Source organism: Pseudoalteromonas sp. SR45-5 (assembly GCF_014163565.1).
Taxonomy (GTDB): Bacteria; Pseudomonadota; Gammaproteobacteria; order Enterobacterales; family Alteromonadaceae; genus Pseudoalteromonas; species Pseudoalteromonas distincta.
Genome location: NZ_JACJDN010000489.1, coordinates 1 through 3,084, shown reverse-complemented (window position 1 = coordinate 3,084; position 3,084 = coordinate 1). Strand labels below are relative to the sequence as shown.

General features: G+C 41.4%; 3 protein-coding genes. 2 read left to right on the top strand and 1 reads right to left on the bottom strand.

What is annotated here, in order from left to right; all coding sequences use genetic code 11:
- Nucleotides 1–38: 38 nt before the first annotated feature.
- Nucleotides 39–1,952 carry a biosynthetic arginine decarboxylase gene (gene speA / locus H5072_RS15545; protein ID WP_182694034.1) on the top strand — a complete coding sequence of 638 codons (1,914 nt, stop codon included), beginning with the start codon at nt 39–41 and terminating at the stop codon, nt 1,950–1,952.
- 3 nt (nt 1,953–1,955) lie between these two features.
- Nucleotides 1,956–2,879, top strand: coding sequence for an agmatinase (gene speB / locus H5072_RS15540; protein ID WP_024597470.1), 924 nt, complete (start codon nt 1,956–1,958; stop codon nt 2,877–2,879).
- Between the two features lie 54 nt (nt 2,880–2,933).
- Here the strand turns inward: speB and H5072_RS15535 are convergent.
- Nucleotides 2,934–3,084, bottom strand: a 151-nt coding sequence (locus tag H5072_RS15535) for a DoxX-like family protein (protein WP_310735890.1), incomplete at its 5' end; no start/stop codon positions are given.

Genomic DNA, 3,084 nt, shown 5'->3' with positions numbered 1-3,084 from the left:
AGCCGAGCCGGCATTAATTAAATAAAAGAGAAAGATAAATGAAAGAGACAACATCACTAGAACAAGCTCGTACGAGCTACAATGTTCGTCATTGGAGCCAAGGTTTTTTTGGTATTAATGATCAAGGTGATGTGTATGTTGCACCCAAGGCTCATGCACCAGAGCAAACCATTGCATTAACAGATATCGCAAAGCAACTACAAGATAAAGGTTTAAGCTTACCTGCTTTAGTTCGTTTTCCGCAAATTTTACACCATCGTGTACACAGCTTATGCGGCGCATTTAATACTGCGATTGAAAACTATGGTTACCCTAAAGACTACCTATTAGTTTACCCAATAAAAGTAAACCAACAACGTGAAGTGGTTGAAGAAATAGTAGCAAGCCAAGCACAAGTAGAAAAAAAACAACTTGGTTTAGAAGCCGGCAGCAAGCCTGAATTACTAACGGTACTAGCACTGGCTGAAAAAACCAGCGCTGTTATTGTATGTAATGGCTACAAAGATAAAGAATACGTACGTTTAGCACTTATTGGCGAAAAGCTAGGTCATAAAGTGTATATCGTACTTGAAAAGCTTTCTGAGCTAGACATGGTGCTTAGCCAAGCAAAAGAGCTTAACGTAAAACCACGCATTGGTATTCGTGTACGTTTAGCGTCGCAAGGTAAAGGTAAGTGGCAAGCGAGTGGTGGCGAAAAATCAAAATTTGGTTTATCCGCATCGCAAGTTTTACATGTAGTTAATCGTTTAAAAGGCGCAAACCAGCTTGATTTATTGCAGCTTGTGCATTTTCACTTAGGGTCACAAATGGCGAACATTCGTGACGTACGTTTAGGTGTAAGCGAAGCTGCGCGTTTTTACTGTGAGCTACGTAAACTAGGCGCAGAAATTGATTGTCTTGATGTAGGCGGTGGTTTAGCTGTTGATTACGACGGCACGCGTAGCCAATCGCATAACTCTATGAATTACAGCTTAGCTGAATATGCGAATAACATTGTGTACACCATTGGCGATACATGTAAGCAATATGAGCAACCAATGCCGACTATTATTTCTGAGTCGGGTCGTGCGCTTACGGCGCATCATGCTGTGCTTATTTCTAATGTTATTGGTACTGAAAGTTACACGCCAGAAGAGTTAGTAGCACCAGCGGCAGATGCACCCCTGTTATTAAAAAACATGTGGGCATCGTTTGTACAGTTAACTGATTTAACGGATGACCGTGCATTAATTGAGATTTATCACGACAGCCAAGGTGATTTAGCTGAAGCGCATAACCAATTTGCACTCGGGTTATTAGACTTATCGCAACGTGCATGGGCTGAGCAAATTAATATTCGTATTTGTTATGAACTCAACAAGCACATGGATAATAAAAACCGTTTTCATCGTCCGATTATTGACGAGTTAAACGTACGTTTAGCCGATAAGTTTTTTGTAAACTTTTCGTTATTTCAATCCCTTCCAGATGCATGGGGCATTGATCAAGTGTTTCCGGTATTGCCATTAAGTGGCTTAACTGAAGCACCAAAAAAACGTGCTGTATTACTTGATATAACCTGTGATTCAGATGGCGCACTTGAGCATTACGTAGATGGACAAGGTATTGAAAGCACATTACCTGTACCAGAATTTAGTGCCGATAAACCTTATTTAATGGGCTTTTTCTTGGTGGGCGCTTATCAAGAAATTTTAGGTGATATGCATAACCTGTTTGGCGATACGCACAGCGCAATTGTTAATATGGATGAGCAAGGCGTTGCAAGTATTACCGAGATAAACCAAGGTGACACTGTTGCCGATATGATGCGCTATGTACATTTAGATGTTGAAAGTTTTCAGCAATCATACGAGCAGTTAGTAAGCACTAAAATTGAAAAACACGAACAGCAAAGCGTTTTAGACGAGTTGCAAAGCGGCCTTAATGGCTACACTTATTTAGAAGAGTTATAAGCAATGTCAACTTTGTTTGGTCACGCAGATCACTCATTGTACTCAAATGGGATGACGTTTTTACGTCGTCCTATGGTGCAAAACATTAATGCAATTGATGCAGACGTAGTGGTTTTAGGCTTACCATTTGATTTAGCGACCTCGGGCCGCCCTGGTGCGCGCTTAGGCCCTGATGCAATTCGTCGTGCATCGGTTCATTTAGCATGGGAAGACACTAAATACCCGTGGACGTTCCCGTTGTTTGAGCGCTTAAAAGTGGCAGACGCAGGGGACTTTACTTACCCTGTCGGGGATCCTGAGTATTTTACTGCGCAACTAGAAATGGCTGCTGATCAAATACTTCGCCAAGGTAAAACACTATTAGGTTTAGGGGGCGATCACTTTGTAACGCTTCCGCTATTACGTGCTCACGCAAAAATACATGGCAAAATGGCGTTAGTACATTTTGATGCGCACACCGATACCTATAGCAATGGCTCGCGTTTTGATCACGGCACTATGTTTTATCATGCACCAATGGAAGGGCTGATTGATGTTGAGCACAGTATACAAATAGGTATTCGTACCGACTTTGATCAAAGTAAACATGAGTTTGCTGTGATTGATGCAATGCAAGCCAACGATTTACATGCTAATGATATTGCAGCGCAAATACTTGAGCGAGTAGGTGACCTACCTGTTTACTTAACGTTTGATATAGATTGTTTAGACCCTGCGTTTGCGCCTGGTACAGGCACTCCTGTGTGTGGTGGTTTAACGTCAGATAAAGTACTTAAAGTACTGCGTGCGCTAAAAGGCATAAACATGGTGGGTATGGATGTGGTAGAAGTATCACCTTCGTACGACCAAAGTGAGCTTACCGCAATTGCTGCAGCAACCATTGCGAGCGAATTACTGCATTTGTGGACGCATAAAAATAAGTACTAATTTTATAAATTTTGTACTACAAAAAAGGGTATGCATTTGCTTACCCTTTTTTATTTAGAGGTATCGATTATTCAACTGCTCAATTTCTTTTAACCAAATAACGCTTAGCCCAATAAGCGGCAGGTTAGTAGTTACAGGGTTAAATGCTTCAATAAGCAATTGTGGCTGCATTACAACTACAGCAAGTAAAAGCCCCATAAGCGCC